The sequence below is a fragment of the Novipirellula methanifontis genome, from assembly GCF_052161655.1.
Classification (GTDB): Bacteria; Planctomycetota; Planctomycetia; order Pirellulales; family Pirellulaceae; genus Novipirellula.
Genome location: NZ_CP197418.1, coordinates 3,544,705 through 3,568,779 on the forward strand (window position 1 = coordinate 3,544,705; position 24,075 = coordinate 3,568,779).

A 24,075-nucleotide genomic window follows, 5' to 3' on the forward strand; every position below is an offset into this window, starting at 1 on the left:
GGCCTGTTTAGAATGCCCGTCAAAAGTCCTCAAATGTTGCACCAGCATCAGCGGTTCACGGTGTGAAACCATAGCGACGATTGTTCTACATTGCGGATCACAAGCGATTCACGTGAAGCCGTTCGCATCGGAGGCGAACGAACACGTTAATCCAGGAACGTTGACACATCGGCTTTGGAATTTCGAACGCCTTCGGCATCACGATAGACGGTGAGCAGTGCCGAAGGATCGATCATCCGCCACGCGGGCATGCTGCCGAAAATGGTAGTTAGCAGAACGCCGCCACGCAGAGCCCACAAGACGTAACCGACCGAAGCAAGTCCGGCACCGACTCCGAGTCCCCCGATCTCGCCTACGCCGAAGAAGCTGCCGTTGTCTGCTTGCGCCGCACTCTGTTCGTTCCACTCCGTCCACTGAATCGCTTGGACCAGATCGACGATCAGTAGTTGGTCGAGCATTTGAGACATTTGGCTGCTGCTACGTTTTAGTTGCATGTTCGACGAACCGCCCCACGAAAAACTTTGCGACTCGAAACCGCCCTGTGACTCATCGTTGTCATTGTCTGACATTTGAATCGTTGATTCACGGTATGCCGAAGCACTGGTCGGCTTGGACGCTCCCTTCTCGTTTGTCTCGTTGTCCGACTGGGTAGGCGTTGTCACGTTTGTCGGCACCGTTGGCACTGCACCTGTTGTGGTCGATCCGCCATCGCCATTGCCATCGTCGCTGTCTCCGTTTCCAGAGTCACCCCCGGATGTGTCACCGCTTCCACCGGTGTCGCCGGATCCGCTGTCACCCGAGCTACCATCACCGGATCCACTTCCGCCTGATCCGCCACTGCCTGATCCACCACCACCGCCACCGGCAATCACGGTGATTGTGACGGTCACGACGTTACTATCTAGACTGCCATCGCTGGCGAGGTACGTAAACGTATCGCCGCCAAAGTAGGCATCGCTGGGTGTATAAACCAAACTTCCATTGGCCGAGGTCGTGAGCACTCCGTGGCTAGGTCCCGAGACGAGTTGCAACTGCAGCGGGTCGCCGTCGACATCGCTGTCGTTGATCAACACACCCGGCGCCGCCAGCGTGAGTGTTTCTCCGGCGTTGATCGAGTAATTATCGCCGATTGCCACGGGCGCTTCGTTGACGTCGATCACTGCGATCGAGAAATTCGCGAAGCTGAACGAACCATCGCTCGAGTCGGCTCGAACCGTGATCGTGTGATTGGTGGCAGTTTCGTAATCCACGGATCCAGAAACCGTTACAATTCCGCTGGCCGAATCGATTGCAAAGCGACCTCCGGCATCATCGGATAACGAATAGGTCACGCTGTTGGTTGAACCATCGGTGTCGACCGCCAATGCCGTAATTCCCACGGTCGTTCCAAACGCCGCGTTTTCGTTGACTTGGTTCGGATTGCCATCGGTATCGGTAGCCGCGGAAACGTTGAATTCATTCACGTCGTTTAGGTAGACGGTAAACGTTTCGTCGTACGTGGCCCCGGCGGCGTCTTGCACACGCACCGTGATGTCGTGTTGTGTAGCGGCTTCGTAATCGAGTTGACTCGAATCAGCAACGCGAATGTTGCCCGATGCATCGATATTGAATCGGCCGCCTGCCGTATCGGTCAACGAATACAACGTCGTGTCGCTGGTGTCGATGTCGTCGGTCGAAATTGTCCCCACGATTTGTCCGTTGGCGAGACCTTCGTCGATCGTCATCCCCGTCGCGGTTAAATCATGTGGCGCGTCGTTTTGGCCCTGGATCGTGATGGTCACTTGCTCCGTGGACTCGGCTCCCGACGCATCGACCATCGTGTAAGTAAACACGTCCGTCAGCGTGTCCGAGGCGGTTCGCAATGCTTCCACCGCCGCGTTGTTGTTGTCGACAACGTAACTGTACGAACCATCCGAGTTAATCGTGATCGCACCGTAAGAACCTGAGACGTTTGCCCCGACCGAACCCGTAGCACTGGCCGCCGTTCCCGCAACCACACCGCTGACCGTCTTGGTTTCGCCGTTGCCCACGGAATCAGTATCGGTGTCGTTCGTGAGCACGTAGCCGGTCGGATCGACTCCTGCAGTTCCATTGGCCACGCCGCCGGCTTCAACCGCAGTGGCAGTGTCAGCGTTCGCAATCGGAGTGTCGTTTTGACCTTGAATCGTCACGGTGATCTGAGTGGTCGAGGTCGTACCCGCAGCGTCGGTCATCGTGTAAGTAAACACATCGTCCAGCGTATCGCCGCTGTTTCGCAGTGCTTCGACTGCCGAGTTGTTGTTGTCGACGGCGTAGCTGTACGATCCGTCACTGTTGATCGTGATCGCACCGTAGGAACCAGCGACCGACGACGCGACCGATCCCGATGCCGATCCGGTCACACCAGCAGCCACGCCACTGACGGTTTTGGTTTCGCCGTTTCCGATCGAGTCGACGTCGGTGTCGTTCGTGAGCACGTTGCCCGTCGGGTCCGTACCCGCGGTGCCGTTGGCCAATCCGCCTGACTCCACCGCAATGGCGTTATCCACCACGGCCGTCGGCGTGTCGTTTTGGCCTTGGATCGTGACTGTGATCTGCGTGGTCGAAGTTGCACCCGCAGTGTCGGTCATCGTGTAAGTAAACACATCGTCCAGCGTGTCCCCACTATTGCGGAGTGCCTGAACCGACGCGTTATTGTTGTCAACGATGTAGCTGTACGATCCGTCACTGTTGATCGTGATCGCACCGTACGAACCGGCAACTGAAGACGCGACCGATCCCGAAGCCGATCCCGCGACCCCGGCGGCAACGCCGCTGACTGTTTTGGTTTCGCCGTTGCCAATCGAGTCGACATCGGTGTCGTTCGTTAGCACATTGCCAGTCGGATTTGTACCTGCAGTCCCGTTCGCAAGCCCGCCTGACTCAACCGCGATCGCAGTATCAACGACTGCGGTAGGTGTGTCGTTCTGGCCTTGGATCGTGACCGTGATTTGCGTGGTCGAGGTCGCACCCGCAGTATCAGTCATCGTGTAGGTAAACACATCGTCGAGCGTTTGCCCGCTATTGCGGAGTGCCTGTACGGTGGCGTTACTATTGTCGACGATGTAGGAATAAGATCCGTCGGCATTGATCGTGATCGCACCGTAGGAACCTGCGATCGACGACGCCACCGAACCCGAGGCCGATCCTGTCACACCCGCAGCAACGCCACTGACCGTTTTGGTTTCGCCGTTGCCAACGGAGTCGACATCGGTATCGTTCGTGAGTACGTTGCCCGTTGGGTCGGTACCCGAGGTGCCGTTAGCCAGTCCGCCCGACTCCACCGCAATGGCGTTATCCACCACGGCCGTCGGCGTATCATTCTGGCCTTGGATCGTGACCGTGATCTGCGTGGTCGAAGTCGCACCCGCAGTGTCGGTCATTGTGTACGTAAAGACGTCGTCGAGCGTGTCACCGCTGTTGCGAAGTGCTTGGACGGTCGCATTATTGTTATCAACAACGTAGCTGTACGATCCATCATTGTTAATCGTGATCGCACCGTACGAACCCGCGACCGAAGAGGCCACCGATCCCGAAGCGGATCCCGCGACTCCGGCAGCAACGCCGCTGACTGATTTTGTTTCGCCATTGCCAACCGAGTCGACATCGGTGTCGTTCGTTAATACGTTGCCGGTTGGATTTGTACCAGCGGTCCCGTTGACCAAACCGCCCGCTTCAACCGCAATGGCGTAATCAACCACCGCCGTTGGCGTGTCATTCTGACCTTGGATTGTGACCGTGATCTGCGTGGTCGAGGTCGCACCTGCAGTGTCAGTCATCGTGTAAGTAAACACGTCGTCGAGCGTGTCACCGCTGTCGCGAAGTGCTTGCACCGTGGTGTTACTATTGTCAACGACGTAGCTGTACGATCCGTCGGAATTGATCGTGATCGCACCGTAGGTACCCGCGACGGACGAAGCCACCGAACCCGACGCCGATCCCGTGACACCAGCAGCCACGCCACTGACCGTCTTGGTTTCGCCGTTTCCGATCGAGTCGACATCGGTATCGTTCGTGAGTACATTGCCAGTCGGGTCGGTACCCGCGGTGCCGTTGGCAAGTCCGCCTGACTCCACCGCAATGGCGTTATCCACCACAGCCGTCGGCGTATCATTTTGTCCTTGGATCGTAACCGTGATCTGAGTGGTCGAGGTTGCACCGGCCGTATCGGTCATCGTGTAGGTGAACACATCGTCCAGCGTGTCGCCACTATTGCGAAGTGCCTGCACGGTCGCGTTATTATTATCAACAACGTAGCTGTACGATCCATCGCTGTTGATCGTGATCACACCGTACGAACCGGCAACCGAAGACGCGACCGAACCTGATGCCGATCCGGTCACTCCAGCGGCGACACCGCTGACCGATTTGGTTTCGCCGTTGCCAACCGAGTCGACATCGGTGTCGTTGGTCAACACATTTCCGGTCGGATTGGTGCCTGCTGTTCCGTTGGCAGTGCCACCTGCTTCGACCGCGATCGCGTTATCGACCACGGCCGTTGGCGTGTCGTTTTGGCCTTGGATGGTGACCGTGACTTGTGTGGTTGAGGCAACTCCGTCGGCGTCGGTCATCGTGTAGGTAAACACATCGTCGAGTGTTTGACCGCTGTTGCGAAGTGCTTGCACATCAGTGTTCGAATTGTCGACGACGTAAGCATACGATCCATCCGAGGTGATCGTGATCGCACCGTAGGAACCGGTCACCGAAGTGGCAACCGAACCTGATGCCGACCCGGTAACGCCCACTACGACCCCTGTGACCGTTTTCGTCTCGCCGTTGGCAGCAGAATCAGGATCGAGATCGTTCGTCAACACGTTGCCCGTTGGATCGGTGCCAGCGGTGCCGTTGGCCAGTCCGCCGGATTCGACCGCGATCGGGTTGTCCGCAACTGCGGTTGGCGAATCGTTCTGGCCTTGGATCGTGACCGTGATTTGCGTGGTTGAGGTTGCCCCGGCCGTATCGGTCATCGTGTACGTGAACACGTCGTCCAGCGTTTGACCGCTGTTTCGAAGTGCTTGGACGGTCGCGTTATTATTATCGACGACGTAGCTGTACGATCCATCGCTGTTGATCGTGATCGCACCGTAGGAACCGGCAACTGACGACGCGACCGAACCGGATGCCGATCCAGACACCCCTGCAGCAACGCCACTGACTGATTTGGTTTCGCCATTGCCAACCGAGTCGACATCGGTGTCATTCGTTAGCACGTTGCCGGTTGGATTTGTGCCAGCGGTTCCATTGGCGAGTCCGCCCGCTTCAACCGCTACCGCGTTATCAACGACGGCTGTCGGCGTATCGTTCTGGCCTTGGATCGTGACGGTGACTTGCGTGGTCGAGGCAACTCCGTCCGCGTCGGTCATCGTGTAAGTAAATACATCGTCGAGCGTTTGACCGCTATTTCGAAGGGCTTGCACGTCGACATTCGAATTGTCGACCACGTAGGCGTACGAACCGTCCGAATTGATCGTGATCGCACCGTAGGAACCGGTCACCGAGGAAGCGACCGAACCCGATGCCGACCCAACAACACCCACGGCGATCCCTGTGACCGTTTTTGTTTCGCCGTTGCCAGCGGAATCAGGGTCGAGGTCATTCGTCAACACGTTGCCAGTCGGGTCCGTGCCCGCAGTGCCATTGGCTAGGCCGCCTGATTCAACTGCGATCGGGTTGTCTGCTACCGCGGTTGGCGCGTCGTTCTGGCCTTGAATCGTAACCGTGATCTGTGTGGTCGAGGTCGCCCCGGCAGTATCGGTCATCGTGTAGGTAAAGACATCGTTCAGCGTTTGGCCGCTGTTGCGAAGTGCTTGAACCGCCGTGTTATTGTTGTCGACGATGTAGCTGTACGAACCGTCGGAATTGATCGTGATCGCACCATAAGACCCGGCGACAGACGATGCCACGGAACCGGATGCGGATCCAGCGACTCCGGCCGCAACACCACTGACCGATTTGGTTTCGCCACTGGCGACCGAGTCAACATCGGTGTCGTTCGTCAGCACGTTGCCAGTTGGATCGGTGCCAGCGGTTCCATTCGCAGTGCCACCTGCTTCGACCGCGACCGCGTTATCGACCACGGCAGTAGGCGTATCGTTTTGGCCTTGGATTGTGATCGTGACTTGCGTGGTTGCATCGGCGCCCGATGCATCCACCACGGTGTAGGTGAAAACGTCTTGAAGCGTGTCGCTGGCGGTTCGTAAGGCCTGGACGGCTGCATTGCTATTGTCAACGGCGTAGATATACGAACCATCAGAATTAATTGTCACGGAACCATACGATCCCGTTACCGCGGATCCGACACTGCCAGACGCGGATGCCTGGACGCCCGCAGCAACGCCCGCAACCGTTTTGGAATCCCCCGCGTCCACATCGGTATCATTGCTGAGCACGTTGCCTGTCGGATCAGTGCCCGCAGTGCCGTTGGCAAGTCCACCTGCTTCGACCGCGGTCGGAGTGTCGGCGGTTGCAACCGGATTATCGTTGCTGCCTTGGATCGTGACCGTGATTTCGGCGGTGCTATCCAGTCCTGCTGTGTCCACCATTGTGTATGTGAACACATCGGTCAACGTGTCGCCCGAGGTTCGCAGTGCCTGAACGGCTACGTTGTTATTGTCGACAACGTAGCTGTACGACCCATCGGAATTAATGGTGATCTGGCCGAACGATCCCGACACTCCAGTAGCCACCGATCCCGATGCACTGACTTGTGATCCCGCCGCGACTCCGCTGACCGACTTCGTGTCACCGGAGTCTAGATCGGTATCGTTGCTCAGCACGTTGCCGGTCGGATTGGTGCCTGCTGTCGCATTGCCGACACCGCCGGCTTCGACTGCAGTGGCGGTATCATCAACCCCGATCGGTGCATCGTTGGCCCCTTGAATCGTGACCGATACCTGCGTAGTCGACGCTGCCCCACTGGCGTCGATCATCGTGTAGGTGAACACGTCGGTGAGCGTATCGCTACTGGTCCGCAGTGCTTGCACGGTCGCGTTGTTGTTGTCGACCGTGTAGGTGTAGCTGCCGTTAGCGGCGATTGAGATCGAGCCATAACTTCCTGTGACGGCGGATCCCACCGAACCGCTCGCGGATGCTTGCACTCCAGCCGCCACGCCGTCGACGGTTTTGGTATCGCCCGCGTCGACATCGGTATCGTTGGTCAAAACATTGCCGGTCGGATCGGTCCCCGCAGTGCCGCCTGCGTAACCGCCCGCTGAAACGGCGGTAGGGGTGTCAACGACGGCGACGGGATCATCATTCGCTCCATGCAGCGTGATCGTGATCTGAGCGGTTGAATTCAGTCCGGCTGCGTCCGAAACCGTGTAGGAAAATACATCGGTGATCGTATCGCTGGCGGTTCGCAATCCCTGAACGGTCGCGTTATCGTTATCGATGTTGTAGGTGTAGCTGCCGTCCGAATTGATCGTGATCGCGCCAAAGTTTCCGTTGATTGACGAACCAACCGAACCGCTGGTCGATCCCACGACTCCTTGAGCCGCGCCCGTGATCGACCATGTATCGCCCGAGTCGACTTGGTCATCGTTGCTCAGCACGTTGCCCGAGGGATCGGTACCCGCAGTGCCATTGGCGACGCCTCCCGCTTCGTACGCATGGGCACTGTCGACCGTCGCTACCGGAGCGTCATTGGCACCTTGGATCGTGATCGTGACCTGAGTGGTCGACGTCGCGCCGGAAAGATCTTCGACCGTGTAGGTGAAAATGTCGGTTAGCGTGTCGCCGCTGTTGAGCAGGTCTTGGACAGTCGGGTTGCTGTTGTCGACGGTGTAGCTGTAGTTGCCGTTCGAAGCGATGTTGATCGAGCCGAATAACCCCGCGACACTTGATCCGACGGATCCGGTTGCCGATCCGGCGGTGCCTGCGGTCACGCCGCTGACCACCATCGTGTCTCCGGCATCGTTATCGCTATCGTTAGCGAGCACATTGCCGGTTGGATTCGTCCCTGCGGTGCCGTTTGCGGTACCACCTGCTTCGACCGCGATCGCCGTATCGGCAACCACGTCGGGATTATCATTCGCACCACGAACCGACACGGTGATTTGAGTCGTCGAACTCAGACCATCAGTATCTTCGACCGTGTAGGTGAAGACATCGTCAAGTTTTTGGCCACTTGTCCGCAGTGCCTGGACCGCCGCATTGTCGTTGTCGACGACGTACGTGTAAGAGCCATCGCTGTTGAGTGTAATCGAACCGTAAGAACCGACGACGCCGGTGGCGACTGAACCGGAGGCTGAAGCTTGTACGCCCGAGGCGACTCCGATGACGGTTTTTGTATCGCCACTATCGACGTCAGTATCGTTGCTCAGAACGTTCCCGCTTGGATCGGCCCCGGCCGAACCATTGCCCGCACCACCCGCTTCATACGCAGTGGCCGTATCCACGACTGCAACGGGAGCATCGTTGGCTCCTTGGATGGTAACGGTGACTTGCGCCGTCGATTCCAACCCCGCGGTGTCGTGCATCGTATAGGTGTAAACTTCTTGCAGCGTATCGCTCGCGGTCCGCAAAGCCTGGACCGCTGCGTTATTCTGATCGATCGTGTAGGTGTAGCTGCCGTCGCTGTTGATCACGATTTGGCCATAGTTGCCAGTGACCGAAGCACCGACTGATCCCGAAGCTGATCCCACGGTGCCGAGCTGGACCCCGATTACCGATTTTGTATCGCCGGTGTCGACGTCGGTATCGTTGCTGAGCACGTTGCCAGTGCCGTTACTGCCCGCAGTGCCGTTGGCGATACCTCCAGCTTCAACCGCAATTCCGGTATCGTCGACTGAATCAGGAGCATCATTCTGACCATCAACCGTGATCGTCAATTCGGTCGAGGACATGTTCGAGAACGTGTCCTCCATCGAGTACGTGAAGATGTCGGTGACGTGATCGCCGGAGGTCAGCAGCGCCTCGACAGCTGGGTTGCTATTGTCAAGCGTGTAAGTGTAAGTACCGTCCGAATTGATCACGACCGTGCCGTAAGTTCCCGTCACTGTCGTACCTACATTTCCACTGGCCGATCCCGTTGATCCTGCTGCCACGCCGACGATCGTTTTACCGTTACCAGATAAATCGTTGTCTAACACGTTGCCCGATGGATTCGAACCAGGTGTGGCATTGCCTACACCGCCCGCTTCTTCGGATGTATCCATATCCGCCACGGCGACCGGTTGGTCTGTCCGTCCATCAATGGTGATCACCAGCTGCGTCGTCGACGCCAACCCAGCGGTGTCCTGCATCGTGTACGAGAATGTTTCCGAAAGCGAATCGCCGTCATTGAGTGCTTCGACCGCAGCGTTGTCATTGTCCAGCGTGTACGTGTAACTTCCGTTGGCGTTAATCACCAACGAACCGTAGGTTCCCACCACCGTACTACCGACGTTGCCCGACGTCGATCCTTGGACGCCGGTTGCCACGCCAGTCACTGTCTTGGTATCGCCCGTGTCGACGTCGGTGTCATTGGTGAGCACGTTGCCCGAAGGATTGGTTCCCGAAATGTTATTCAATATCCCGCTGGCTTCGGTTGCCGTGGCGGCGTTGGCCACAGCATCGGGGGCATCATTGGCACCCGTGATCGTAACCGTGATCTCCGCAGTCGAGTCCGCGCCACTGGCGTCCTGGATCGTGTACGTGAAGACTTCCGACAGCGATTGTCCCGATGTCCGCAGTGCTTGGACTGCGGAATTATTGTTATCGACCGTGTAGGTGTACGAGCCATCGCTCGCGATTTGAATCGAACCGTACGAACCGCTAACTCCCGTCGCGACCGACCCGGATGCCACGCTCTGTGATCCTGCGGCAACTCCGACGACCGTCTTGGTGTCGCCCGAGTCCACATCGGTATCATTGCTGAGCACATTGCCGCTTGGATTTGTGCCTGCGCTACCGTTGCTTGTGCCGCCTGCTTCCACTGCGGCCGCATTGTCATCGACTGCAACCGGGTCATCATTTTGGCCCTGGATCGTCACGGTGACTTGCGTGGTCGAGCTCGCACCGTCGGTGTCCTGCATCGTATAGGTGAACACGTCCTGCAGCGTATCTGACGAAGTTCGCAGTGCCTGCACCGCCGCGTTGCTGTTGTCGACGTTGTAGGTGTACGAGCCGTTGGCGTTGATCGTGATGCTGCCGTAGTTTCCTGCCAGAGCCGAAGCCACATTGCCGCTGGCCGATCCAGCAGTGCCAACCACCACGCCCGTGACGGTTTTGGTATCGCCCGAATCGACATCGGTATCGTTAGTCAGTACGTTGCCGGTCGGATTCGTTCCAGCACTGGCGTTGCTATCACCACCCGCCTCGACGGCAACCACGTTGTCGGTGACTGCAACCGGAGCGTCGTTTTGTCCTTCAATCGTGATCACAATCTGAGTCGATGAATACGACCCGCCCGAATCCTGGACCGTGTAGGTAAAGGTGTCAGTGATCGTTTGCCCGGACGTTCTTAATGCCTGGACAATCGCGTTATTGTTGTCGACCGTGTACGTGTAAGCACCGTTGGAGGCAATGCTGATGTTGCCATAGGTCCCGGTCACCGAAGTGCCGACATTACCAGCGGCCGAAGCCACGGTGCCCGCCGCGACGCCGGTCACATTGAGCGTATCGCCGGTGTCATATTCGATATCGTTGCTCAGCACGTTGCCCGACGGGTTGGAGCCCGCCGTTGCATTGGCAACTCCGCCTGCTTCGGTCGCAGTGTCGGTGTCGGCGACGGCAACCACGGCATCGTTGACGTCGGTGACCACGGTCGATGCGGTGGCTGATTCGCTCGAAAATGCCGTCGTGCTGCCCCCAACGCCTGGATCGGCATACGATGGAGAACCAAACGACGAAGCGGATCCCGTAGTCGTATCCCAAGCAACAAAGTCGAAGGTCGCGGTTTCGCCGTTCAGCGAATCGGGCTGGTAGCGAATTTGTGTCGACGCATTTAGCAGCAGTGCGGTGCTACCAGAAATCCCGCTAAACGACGTCCAAGTCGAGCCATCAGTCGAATATTGCCAAGTGCCGTTTCCGGTAAGTGCAGTGACCGCGATTCCCTTGGCCGCGCCCGCATCAACGTCGGCCCATCCGGCCGACGACACGATCGAGTCGACGCTGGTGGGTGTGGAAGGAGTGTCCTCGTTGGTTCCCGACAAGCTGACGGTCGCGGAATCGGTGATCGTCGGAGCGTCGTTGACCGCGGTGACGGTCACCTCAGCCAACCCAACATCGGCGCTAAACTCGGTGATTCCGCCCGTGGCAGCGGTACTGACCTTGGTGCCTTCGGTTCCTGTGGTTTGATCCCAGGCGACAAACGACACTGACGATGTATCGGCGTTCATCGCGTCAGGGACATAACGCAAGTAATCGCTCGATCGCAGCAGCAACGACGTGGTCGTGTTGACGGTACCGACATCGGTCCAAGACGAACCATCGAGCGAATATTGCCAAGTTCCATTGCCGCCGCTGATCGACTGAATTGCAATTCCTTCGCTCGGACTGGCGTCGACGTCGGTGATCCGATTGCCCGACAGACTGGCAATAATCGACGCGACCGTATCACCCGAGTTGCTGGTCTGGTCTTCGGTAATATCCGTCAGCGTGAACGTTTCCGAGTTATCGAGCTCGGGGGCGTCGTTGACCGCGGTCACGTCGATTGTGATCGTATTGGGGCTGCCGTCAAACGTGTTGCTCGCATCGGCCACGCTAAAGGCAATCGAAGCGTATCCCGCTCCGTTATCGTTGGCCGCCGGTATGAAGATCAGCTTGCCAGCGTTGATATCGGCGATCGTGATGACTTGCCCGGCGGTCACTGGTCCGCTGCCGGTCAAGTTGAGTGTTCCGGCGGCTGGTAACACGTCGATGCGTACGGCGCTGATGGATTCGCTACTGTCGACGTCGGTGAAGCCAAAATCCGCTGCTGCTAGCGTCAACGGAGTATCTTCGTCGATCGTCTTGGTTAGATCGGCCGCTTCGGGCGCGTCATTGGCACCCTCGATCGTGATCGTCACTTGAGTGGTGCTTTCCATGCCACCCGAGTCATTCATCGTGTACGTGAATACGTCTGTCAGTGTATCGCCACTGTTTCGCAACGCTTGCACGGCCGTGTTGGTGTTGTCGACCGTGTAGACGTACGCCCCGTTGGCAGCAATTTGTAGCGTGCCAAACGACCCGGTGACATTGCTGCCCACATTGCTCGATGCGCTGCCAACAGTTCCCGCTGCGACTCCGATGACGGTTTGTGTATCGCCGCTGTCGGGATCGGTATCATTGGCCAGCACATTGCCGGTCGGATTTGTCCCTGCGGTAGCATTGCCAACGCCACCTGCTTCGACCGCTGTGGCGTTATCCGTGACCGCGGCCGGAGCAACGTTGACTGCGAAATTGACCCCGAACTCGGACGTGTTGCCGGAGCTATCGGTGGCGGTCGCAGTGATGCTGGCGCTCTGTGTCAGCCCGAGGCCGGTTACGTCCAGCGTGCCACTGAAGTTGCCGCTGGCATCGGTGGTCAACTCGCCGAGGTATGTCTGGCCGCTGCCGTAGGCTGAGCTTTCATCGCTGATGAAAAACTCAACGCGCGAGTTGGCGAATGTGGCTTGGTTCGCGGCGGAACCGACGTAGCCAGTCAACAACAGATCGTTGCTGACAAGGTTAGCGGTGCCGACCACCGGAGAATCCATCAGCAAGTTAGCCGCGCCGCCCGTCTTCGCACCATCATTGGTCGTCGTGCCATCGTCGTTCAGATCGATGCCGATTCCCGAGTTGCCATAAATACTGTTGCGCTGAATCGTATTGCCGGTGGAAGTTCCAACGATTTTGATGCCACCCGAGACACCGTTTCCGGCGATTATGTTTCCGGCGGGTGCGGTCGTGCCACCGATCCGTGTATTCGTTGAGCCACTTGCGAGCCAGATACCAACGACTTGAACGGAGCTGAGTGCGGAGGTGGTCGTCGCACCGATCCCGATGCGATTGCCTTCGATTACGGTTCCATCTGCAGTCGGACCGATGAACACGCCGCCAGATGAATTAGTGCTGCCCGAGATCACATTTCCAGCGCCCGCAGCGGTCCCGCCGATTTGGACGTTGTCGCCCGATTGGTTAACCACTCCCCAGCGGCCATTTCCAAATGCGGTATCACCCGTCACATCCACACCGATGTAGTTGCCTTGAATGGTCGTGGTGTCGCCACCTGCGTTGATCCAAATTCCGGCACCGCCATTGCCTGAGATTACATTGCGAGCTGACGTGGTTGTTCCGCCGATCGTGCTACCCGAACCACCAGCGATATAAATACCCCCCGTCGCGGAATTAGCAGCGCCGTTGGCAATCGCACCCGTGCCAGCCGCATCGGTGCCTATGAAATTTCCCTGAAACGTCGTGTTACTCGCAGCGGTGTAGACGCCGTAATTTGTGTTCCCTGAGATCAGGTTTCCTGCACCCGCTGCGGTTCCGCCGATCGTATTGCCAGCCGCGGTGGAAGCGATGTTGATCCCCGCGTTACCGTTACCCACCGCCGCGGTTCCGGTTGCGTTCGTGCCGATGTAGTTGCCTTGGACCAGGTTCCCGGTCGCCGCGGCGCCGGTGATATAAATACCGTCGTTGGTGTTGCCTGAGATGACGTTGCGGGCCAGTGCCGTCGTGCCACCGATCGTGGTGCTGCCGACATTGTTGATGTAGACGCCCGTGCTGTTGGCGATCGCTGCGGTTCCGGCGGCATCGAGTCCGATGGTGTTGCCGGCAACGAGGTTGCTTGTACCTTCGACAAGCACACCGTAGCTCGCATTGCCCGAGATCACATTGCCAGCACCGCTGACGGCACCACCCAACGTGTTGGTCGCGGCAGCGTTATAGAAATAGACGCCATGACGCGAATTGCTCAGCCCCGACGTTCCCGCGAGGTTGGTACCGACGTAATTGCCTTGGATCATGACGTTCATTGCGGAACTCGACCCACCGCCGTCGACGACAATTCCATCCGCGCCGTTACCCGAGACGACATTGCGCTGCAGCGAGGTGGTTCCGCCGATCGACGTGCCAACACCGGCACTGGTGACATAAATTCCAAATCCGGCGTTGGCAACCTTGGCATTCCCAGCAGCATTGAGTCCAACGATATTTCCGCTCAGCGTATTGTTGGGCGCAGCAACGTAGACCCCCATGCTCTGATTTCCAGAGATCACGTTGCCAGCACCGGCCACTGCACCGCCGACCGTGTTGCCACTCGCATTGAGCTGGATGTTGATCCCTGCGTTGATATTTGCAATGCCGCTCGTGCCAGCGGTGTTCGTGCCGATGTAGTTGCCCTGCACGAGATTCCCGGTCGCCGAGGCGCCAGTGATGAAAACACCGTCACTGGTGTTGCCGGAGATCACGTTACGGGCCAGTGCCGTCGTGCCACCAATCGTCGTGCCAGAGACATTGTTGACGTAGATTCCCGAGTAGTTAGCGATCGCTGCAGTTCCCGTAGCATTCAAGCCGACGGTATTTCCGACTAGCGTGTTGTCGGATGCACTCACATAGACGCCCGAACTGACGTTGCCTGAGATCAGGTTTCCTGCGCCACTGACTGCACCTCCAATCGTGTTTGCTGATGCGTTGTTGATCAGGCTTATCCCAAAGCGGCCGTTGCTAATCGCAGCGGTTCCTGCGGCGTTGGTACCAATGAAATTGCCTTGCAGCGAATTGCCGGTCGACGTAGCGCCACTGATGTAGATCCCATCGACTGAGTTGCCGGAGATCACATTGCGCGCCTCCGTTGTCGTGCCGCCGATCACGTTGTTGGCGGCGTTCAGAAGATGAATGCCGTAGTTGTTGGCGATCGCGGCAGTGCCCGCTGCGTTCAAACCGATCGTGTTTCCGGCGACGGTGTTGTTGGATGCATTGACGTACACACCATAAGTCGAATTCCCGGAAATCACGTTGCCTGCGCCAGCGACGGAACCGCCAATCGCATTGTTAGTTGCACCGGCGGCAACGCTGACGCCGGCCGCCGTGTTTGCGACCGCAGCATCGCCCGCTGCGTTGGTCCCGATGTAGTTGCCTTGGAGTTTATTTCCCGTCGATCCGGATCCGCTAATGTAGACGCCGTTGGATGTGTTTCCCGAAATGATATTGCGTTCGTTTACGCTAGTGCCGCCGATCGTGTTGTTGGCCGCATGGTAGATGTAAACGCCGGTGCCGTTGGCGACCGCTGCGGTGCCCGCCGCATTGATTCCGACAAAATTTCCTGTAACCAGATTGCCGTCACTCGCGATGTAAACGCCGGTATTCGAGTTCCCCGAGATCACGTTGCCGGCACCCGCGGCACTGCCTCCGACCGTGACTCCGGTGGCGTTGGTGGTCAGCCCGACGCCCTTGATCAAGTTGGCAATTCCTGCGTCCCCCGCGGCATTCGTGCCGATGTAATTGCCTTCGATCCGCGTCCCAGTCGAAGCCGCTCCGGTGACTAATACCCCATCAATGCTGTTGCCCGAGATCACATTTCCCGCACCGGCCGACGTTCCGCCGATCAGGGTGTTCGCGGCATTCAGAAGATAAACGCCGCGAGTATTCGCGATCGCCGCGTTGCCCGCCGCATTCAAACCGACCACGTTGCCCGCGACGGTGTTGTCCGAACTGCTGATGTACACGCCAGCGGTGGTATTGCCGGAGATCACGTTTCGGTCGCCCGCAGCCGAGCCACCGATCGTATTGTTGTTCGCGCCGTTGGTCACGTTGACGCCATAGACATTGCTCTGGCCGCTTGTTCCGTCGACGCTGGTGCCGAGAAAGTTTCCAACGATTGTGTTGTTGTCGCTGTTGTTGATCTCGACGCCGCTGCCGCTAAAACGATTGATCGCCAATCCGCGAATCGTACTGCCATCGGAACCCGCCACTAACTTCAATCCGCTTGCTCCCGCACCAGTGTTGGTTCCGTCGAGCTCGATTTGCAGTACAGCGTTGCTGCCGTTGGTCGCCGTGTTGATACTCGATCCGGATTGCGTATACCCATCGATCGTGATCGCTTCGGTGATACTCGGCAGCACACTCAACAGACCGATCGTGTGCACACCCGCACCCGCGATATTGAAGCTGACCGTGTCCATGCCCGCGGTGTTATTCGCCGCGATGATCGCTTCGCGAAGACTGATCTCGCCATCGGTACCTTTGTTTGCATTCAGCCATTCAATGTCATAGCTGGCGCCAACCAGGATGCCGCTGTCGTTGTTGTCGGTCGCGGTGGTAACGACCAAAACGTTCGAGACGTCGATCACCGTTACCGCGATCGCTTGATCATCGGTAAGCGTGCCATCGCTGACTCGCACGATCACGTCATAGACATTGTCGCCGCCCACGTCCGCGGGCGATTCAAAGTCGGGAGCGGCGACGAAGATCAACGTGCCATCGGAGCTGTTGATATTGAATTTCGCAGCATCCACGCCACCGAAGATGCTGTAAGTCAACGTTTGCGAAGGCAAGTCGGCATCGCTCGCCGTGACAATGGTGACGGCGGTCGAATTCTCGTCGACATTGATGTTGGCGGTGTCGCCGCCACCATCGCTGGTGATGACCGGGGCGTCATTCACGTTGGTGATATCGACGTTTACCGTGCCGAGATTGATGTCAGTGCCACCTCCGGTGCCGGTATTGCCGTTGTCATTGACGCTGACCGTAATCGTGTCGGCATTGTCACCCGCTTGATTGGCTGTCGAGTGCAGATACTGGATGTTGCTGGCGGTATCGAGGTAGGTGTTCAAATCGGCCAGCGTACCGGTCATCGTCAATACGCCCGTGCCGCTGCCACCGACCGTGACTCCACCGCCACTGCTGGCTGACAAGTTGCCGCCGGTGGATGTCGTCAATGTTACAGTCAGGTCGCCGCCGCCCTCATCGACATCGCTCAAGTTGATTTGAGAAAGGTCGACGTTCCCCGACACGTCCTCGGTGACCGTGATGTCGCTTGGTAAACTGCCCGCGTTCGTCGGATCATCGTTAGTGGCAGTGATGTTGACGGTCATCACACCTGTAATGAAATGGCTTCCACCCGTTCCCTGGTCTCCCCCGTTTCCATCCACGAAATACCACAGCAATTCGACCGAAGCCGGTGGCGAATCGCTGTTGTTTGCGTACGTGAATTGACGCAGCACATTGTTGACATCGGTTTGCGTGGGCGTCTCGCCATTCGAATCAGTGAAAGTTACAACGGCCAGACCCGGAGAGGTGAGGTCAATTGTCGCAACAATTTGGCCGTTTTTGTATAGCGATCCTGTGGACATCGTCAGCCCATTGCCATCGTTGAATCCAAAAACATCCTCGCCGTTGACCCCAACTCGGCGAACGAGAGCAATCGTGGATCCGCTGAAATTGTCTTGAGCACTTAATTCACGATCAAATACGCTGACGCTTGCGTCCAACACAATCGCTGCGGAACCTTCGACATAGGTCGGATTCGCATCCACTAAATTGGCGGTTGGTGCAAAACTTGTATCGAGGCTGCCGTCTTCGTTGTACTGGTTCAACAAGAAACCATTGTTTTGCATGTTGCCAGCAATGGAGATCGCTCCATTTCCGAGCACCTGCGCGCTGTACGCGTACTCATTGGTTGCGTTGGCCACGGTGATGACCGTGCCCGTGGTGTTAAAGCCGGTGTCGAGGCTGCCGTCGGCGTTGTATCGTTGCAGCATCACATCGTTGCTGCCCATCAAGTCGGTGATGCCCGACACCACGATCTTTTCTGTGGAGGTTAACGCGACACTATACGCTCGTTCGGTGGCACCCAAGTCCGAGGTTTGCAGCCCATCACCGTCGAACGAGGTGTCGAGCGATCCGTCGGTGTTGTAGCGAGCAAGTGCGATATCGAGATTCGCGGTTCCGGCCGCAATGATCTTGCCATCGGACTGTTGAGCCAATCCGCTAATCGTTTCGTCACCTACGCCAAAGTCGGTTGTCACCAGTCCGTCCGAATCAAAGCTGGTGTCCAGCACACCGCCGCTTGTTAAGCGCGCCAACGCAAATTGGTTGTTGCTTTTGCCGGCCACGACGATCTTGCCGTCGCTTTGAATCAGGATTGAATTGGCAACGTCGTCCGAACTAGCCCCGAAATCAATTTCGACTTTGCCATCGCCGCTGAAGGTTGTATCCAGCGACCCGTCGGTGTTGTAACGCACCACCGAAAAATTGTTGCCGCCTGCATCGGTGTTTCCCAGCACCACGATCTTTCCATCGCTTTGGATGGCGATTCCCGACGCCGAATCGGTTCCATTGACGTCCGTGATCGCGTAGCCATCGCTATCGAAAGTCGTGTCGAGCACTCCGGTAGCAGTAAAGCGAGCAACGATTAAGTCGCTGTCTCGGGTCCCCGCAACCACAATCCTACCGTCGGCTTGCAACGCGACGTCCATTCCCAGTTCGCCCCCGCCCGCGTCCAGGGTCGCAATCCCGTCGCCTCCGCCGAACGTCAAATCGAGCGTTCCATTGGTATTGAAGCGAACCACGGTGATGTCGTTGTCCGTGAAGTACGATGAACCGACCATCACGATCTTGCCATCCGCTTGCACAACGCTGTTGAATCCAAGGTCGAACAGGCTTCCGGGGATGGGGACCGTGGTGCTGCCATCGCCATCGCTGCCAAACGTCGGGGCATCGTTGACCGCTGTGACGTCAATGTCCTTGGTGATGGCCGTGCTCGTTCCTCCGTCACCATCAGTGAGCTGAAACTCGATGGTGCGAGTTAACGAGGAAGGAACGTCGCTGATGTTCTCGAAGGTGATGTTCTGGACGACCGCTTGCACGGCTGTCGCATCGGCGGAAGCGTTGAACGTAATCGCCAGTGGTGCACCACTTCCGCTCCACGTTCCGATCAACACTCCACCGTAGTAGACCTCATTCGGACCGGTCGTCATGCCGACGAGTCCAGCTGCCATGCCTTCGTTGTTGATGCGAATGCGATCATCACCGCTGCCATTGGCTGTAATGCTGATCGAAAGCACACCGCCGTCAAAGTCCGCCCCATCAGCATCGGTCACCGTTGCAGTTGCATCAATGAAAACCGCACCTGCGTTTTCGACGTAGGTGATGTTTCCGCCGCCAAATGTCACGACAGGATCGCTATTGATTGGTGCGATGGCAAAATTCGCCGCAAACTCGGACGTGTCGCCGTAGGCCATCTGATCATTGACGTCAACCTGTCCCGGATCATCGATTCTGGTGGCCGTCGCCGTTACGAAATCTCCAGCCGAGAGTGTGACGCCTGTCAGCACGACTCCGCTGAACGTGCCGTCGCCACTACCGTCCACGGTGACAGTGGTTGTGCCCAGATAGTAACGGCCTTCGCCGTGAGTCGTATCTTGAGTCCCCGAGGCGTTACCGTAGAACTCAACGTGGTACTGCGTATTCAACGCGCCGTCGGTATCCAGGGAACCGGCAAGGGTTAGGTTCGTCCCATCCAACAAAGCTTCCGTGATCACCGGGAAGTTCTGTTTGTTGTTAGGACCGGTGTCGACGTCATCTGAGTCGTTGTCGGTGACACCGTCTCCACCAATGTCAATTCCCAACGCACCATTGGCGTAGATGCGATTTTGCAGAATCGAATTACCGATGCCTGCGGTTCCCCACAAACGGATGCCGTTAGTGCTATGGTACGCAATCGTGTTTCCGGCACCATCCTTTGTCCCGCCGACCATGATGCCCAACGCGGATGACTGAATCGTAATGCCATAGAATCCGCCGGTCAGGTCTGCCGTGCCCGTAGCGTCGGTGCCGATAAAGTTACCTTGTATCTGCGTACCGGCACTGCCAGTTTGGGTTACATTGATTCCGGTGACCGAATAGCCTCCGATAACGTTCGCATGGGCTGATGTCGTACCGCCAAACAGCGTATTGGCCGCGTTGCTGATGCTGACCGAGATAGAACCACCCGACAATGCAGCGGTTCCTGCAGCATTGGTTCCAAGAAAGTTGCCGTATATCGTCGAGCCGGATCCATTGTTGATATACAATGTGCTTTGCCCACTAGCAGCATTGATAACGTTGCCTTCTCCAGCTCCGATTCCACCAATCGCACCGTTAGTGACGTTGGATAAACTGACACCCGATCCCGTATTGACCAGACTGGCAGATCCGGCAGCGTTCAATCCGATCAGATTACTTTGGATTGTGATGTTCGCATCGGAGAAGGTTGAAATTCCATTTCCCGTGTTGGCGGAAATGACATTGCCAATGATCGCTGTTGAAGTCGTCGAGGCAGTGTAAATCCCACTGCCACCGTTTCCAATTCCCGCAGTTCCCGCCTGATTTGTCCCGATGTAGTTGCCACGGATTGTGTTGTTCTGTGTGGTCGCCCCTGTGACTTCAATTCCGACTCCGGTATTGCCGGAAATCACGTTTCGATGTGCGGCAGTCGTGCCGCCTATCGTCGTTGATCGTGCACCACTAAACAGCGAGATGCCGCCGCCATTGGCGATTGCGCTCGTTCCAGCGAGATTCAATCCGATGTAATTGGCAGCGATGACAGTCCCCGTTGTCGTCGTGCCATTGTTTCCATCGACAATGATTCCGTAAGTCGTATTGCCGGAAATGATGTTACCCTGTCCGCTGCCCGTGCCACCGATCAGAGTGTTTTGAGCTCCGCTAAAAACGACAATCCCGTGTCGCCCGTTGGCGATAGCCGTCGTTCCCGTTGCATCGGTTCCGATGTAGTTGCCGTAAATTTTGTTGTCGTTTGTGCTGCCGGCTGAACCGCTGAGTTCGATCCCATCCGAAGTGGCCCCGCTGTTACCGGAGATCACGTTACCTAACCCGAGCGTGCGGTCACCCCCGATCGTATTGTTACTCGCTCCGCCGCCGATCTTGATCCCATCGTTGCTATTGCCAAGCGCTGACGTTCCTGCCGCGTTGGTGCCGATGTAGTTGCTCGTTACGGTAGCCAAGGTGGTGCCGGTTTCCCACAGACTTATCCCCGCCAACGAATTTCCAGATACCACGTTCGCATCGATTGTGACACTCGACGAGTTGCTGATCAGCATGCCGTATCCGGCGTTGCCGCGGATCGCGGTGCCAGCGTTATCGGTACCAACGTAGTTCCCTCGAATGGTTGTGCCGCCGGCGTTGTACAAGTAGATACCGTCGCTGGCGTTACCCGAAATGACGTTGCGTTCGGCTGCATCGTTTACGTTGTCACCGTCGGAACCAATGATATTGTTCGTTCCTGCATCAAAGATGGAAACTCCGTAGCGGCCATTGGCCCGAATCGTAGTGCCGTCCGGAGCGAGACCGACGGTATTGCCGTAGATCCAGTTGTTGTCGCTGTCGGTATTGCGAATCACGATACCATCATTGCCATTGGAGCCGACAACGTTGTTGCGAACGATATTGTCGTCGGCATCTTCGGAAAGCAAAATTCCGTTATCGGCATTGCCTGCGGCGGTTCCGGACGCCGTTAAACCAACGTAGTTGTATTGGATGATATTGTTGTCGCCGTAGCCGGTGGATCCATCGATCTCGATCCCTTCATCAGGGAAATTGATCACGGCAAAGCCACTGATCGTGCTATCGTTGGTGCGCAACACGAGCCCGCCTGTCGATCCGGTTGCACCGCTGCCGTCAATCGTAATCAGCGGTGACGAGGTGTATCCGGGTTGAGTTCGCGCGTCGATATTAACGGCGTCAACAATGATGGGAAGTCCGCCAGCACCGACAAGAATCGTCTGGGTACCGCTGCCGATGGCGAAGGAGATCTGATCCGGGGTTGCACCATTGTTTTGCGTGCTGTTAGCAGCAAGGATCGCCTCTCGTAGCGAGATTTTTCCATCGGATCCCTTGTTGGCTAGCAAGGAATCGATCGACGTCGTATCTCCATCCCAGACGTCGCTTGCCGTATCGACCACAAGTGCATGGGCAGTCGACAATTGCGACGCTGGCATCACGTATTCGATGCTTAGTTTGGGTTTGGTTGTTCCTTCGGAGGAGTAGAAATCAAAGCCGTCGGTCGAATTTGTTAGGATGCCCCAACCGTAGTTCGCATTACCATCGGCCCAAGACTGTACCGCGGACTCGAGGCCCGTAAAGGTCACGGCGCCAGTCGAAGGGCTGGTCAACTGACTGTCGGCAACCGACGACATCTCGACGTTGTCCGCATCCAGACCATCGGTGTACGTACTCCATGTGGCAGTGGATTCGTCCCAGTCGTTCAGCATTTGGTACAGGCTGATCGTTCCCGATGTTCCGCTTAGCGCTTCGACAGTTAGTGAAGCCGAAACGATCTGCGCATTGATCGGGATCTGGCCCGGACCGGTACCGAACAGATCGTCAAACCGAATCATCGCTTGCGATTCTGTATTCGAACCGGAGTTTTGCAGGTCGATGGGAAGCGTTGTGTAGCTACCGTAATTCGATCCCGGAGATGTCTGACGCAACTCGGTATCTTGCGTGCCCGTGTAACTATTCACGCCCTGTTGGAAGCTGACGACGGACGTGCCTGTGCCGGTCGCGGCGTACAGCTCTGAAATGTCAGTGCTGCTCAGGGCACGATCGTAGACACGACCATCGTCAAGAAACCCATCGAAGTAGCGTGTGAAACTTGAGCCACTGTATTTGTCGACGCCCCAGCTGCCAAAGTCGAGCTGTGTGACATCATCAAAGAAACGATTGGTCGTTGATGATCCTGTTGCGTAGGTTACCGATTGCTGTACGCCGTTGACGTAAAGCTTGTTGCCAGTAGCGTCCACCGTCACGGCGACATGGGTCCAAGTGTTCTGGGGAATCACGCCCGCAGCGGTGTGTACGTCCAACAGCGTTGTTGAACCTTCCCGAATGTAAAAATCAAAGGAACCATCGGAGTCCCTAAAGAGTGCAACTCGAGAATCACTGTCGCCACTGTCAGACGTCTCAAAAATGACATCGCGATCGTTGACATCATGGTAGACCCAAACAGAAATTGTTCCCGCTGTGATCCCCTGAAGATTGCTGACATGCGGACTGAAGTCGACGTAATCGTTGATACCATCCAGACTCAGTTTGCCATCACCGATCTGGTTGGTACCGCTGGTGGTGTCGATCACCGCCCCGTTTTGCAGGGTTCCATTGTAATTATTTCCGCTGCTATCGCTGGTATCAGTGTCGAATCGATGATGCAGTACCAAGTTTGATGAAATATCCAGCGTATGTTGCCACGACGCCTGTGCTGCGAAGCCGAATGCCACCTCAGTATTCACTTCACCAACGGCATACTCCAATATCCAATCACCGCCAAGTTCCGCATTGCCGGTTGCATTATCGCTTGCAGCGACGTCGCAGTCGCAGACGACGGCCAGGATATCGATCAGATCGCGACCCGATTCGGTCGACGCCAAATCGCAACCGTAGATCAACAAGTCGGCGCCGCTATCGAGTGCATGCCCCCACGACGCGATCTCGCCGGCGTAATTGGGTGCCGCATCGAGATCCAAACGTGAATTGCCAAGCTGGATGCCTTCGCCGTCACCGTGACTGAGCAAATGAACCGCATCCACGCTTGTCAAATTGCGAAGCGTCTCGGTGATTTGCAGGATTCCGTCCTGCTCGGCCTGCAAACGCACGATCAACCACTGGGTTTGACCATCCGCATCGGCCCGCAATCCCTCGATCAACGTCTCTGCATCTTCCACACCCGCATCGACAAAGATGACTTCGATCGGTTGTGCGGGATCGAGAACCTCAGCTTCGGCCACATCCACGGTGGCAATGTCGATGACGTCGTGATCGGTGTTCAGCGGCTGCGCGGCTGGCGTTGCAAGATCACCAACAACTTCCCCATCGGCCTCGGAAAGCTGACTCAAAAGCGCCGCCTCGAGATCGAAATCAATTTCCATCGAGCCATCGAGACCATCGACCCCTTCACCGCTTAGCAGGATGCGTTCTTCGAGAGGGTAAAAGTCGAATTCGCGACTCATCGATTTCAATCCGTGGCGTTTCGTCGTCGGGGCAAACTGACGTGGCGACCTGCTCGCGGCTCCTTCATCTGGTGCGAAATTGCACCCCGTTCGTTGGGGGGGAGATGCAGCGAGGTCTAGTATCTATTTTCGCCCTCTTGGCCCTCGACTTCTACAATCAGAAAAAGAAAGA

Annotated in this window: 1 protein-coding gene; it reads right to left on the bottom strand. The window is 57.0% G+C overall.

Annotated elements, in window-relative coordinates:
* Nucleotides 1-146: 146 nt before the first annotated feature.
* A complete protein-coding gene (locus tag SH528x_RS12645; protein ID WP_442510878.1) occupies nt 147-23,903 on the bottom strand; it encodes a VCBS domain-containing protein in 23,757 nt (7,918 codons plus the stop codon).
* Between the last annotated feature and the right edge of the window lie 172 nt (nt 23,904-24,075).